Source organism: Dyella mobilis (assembly GCF_016904945.1).
GTDB lineage: Bacteria > Pseudomonadota > Gammaproteobacteria > Xanthomonadales > Rhodanobacteraceae > Dyella_B > Dyella_B mobilis.
Genome location: NZ_JADIKF010000020.1, coordinates 1 through 638, shown reverse-complemented (window position 1 = coordinate 638; position 638 = coordinate 1). Strand labels below are relative to the sequence as shown.

At 65.7% G+C, this 638-nt stretch carries 1 protein-coding gene; it reads left to right on the top strand.

Annotated features, from left to right (window positions below):
• The coding region (locus ISS99_RS00100) for a phosphopantetheine-binding protein (RefSeq protein ID WP_239537502.1) at positions 1–638 on the top strand (638 nt) is incomplete at both ends.

Sequence of the window (638 nt, the reverse complement as noted above, 5' to 3'; positions counted from 1 at the left end):
GTCGCTTACGTCACTACCTCAGCGCACGACGATGCGCTAGCGGCCTCGCTACGCACCTATCTGGGCGCACGCCTGCCCGATTACATGGTGCCCTCGGCCTTCGTGCAACTGGAGGCCTTGCCGCTCACCCCCAACGGCAAGCTCGATCGCAAGGCTTTGCCTGCGCCTGATGGCGAGGCCTATGCACGGCACACCTATGAAGCACCGCAAGGCGAGATCGAGCAGACCTTGGCGGCACTCTGGGAAGAGTTGCTCAGTGTCGAACGCGTTGGCCGACACGACAACTTCTTCGAACTGGGCGGCCACTCGCTGTTGGCCGTGCGCCTGCTGAGCCGGTTGCCCGCGGCCCTGGGTGCGAGCCTGCCGTTGGCGCAGTTGTTTGCGCATCCGACGATCAGTGCGTTGGCCGCAGCGGTCGCTGCAACGCGCAATGCAGGCCCCAGCGAGCTACCGGCGATGCAGCCGGTTTCCCGCGAAGGTGCCTTGCCGTTGTCCTTTGCGCAGCAGCGTCTGTGGTTCCTGGCGCAACTGGACGGCGTGAGCGCGACGTACCACATCCCGATGGCACTGCACCTGCACGGCGCGCTGGATGTGCCGGCGTGGCAACGCAGCCTGGATGCGTTGTTTGCCCGCCACGA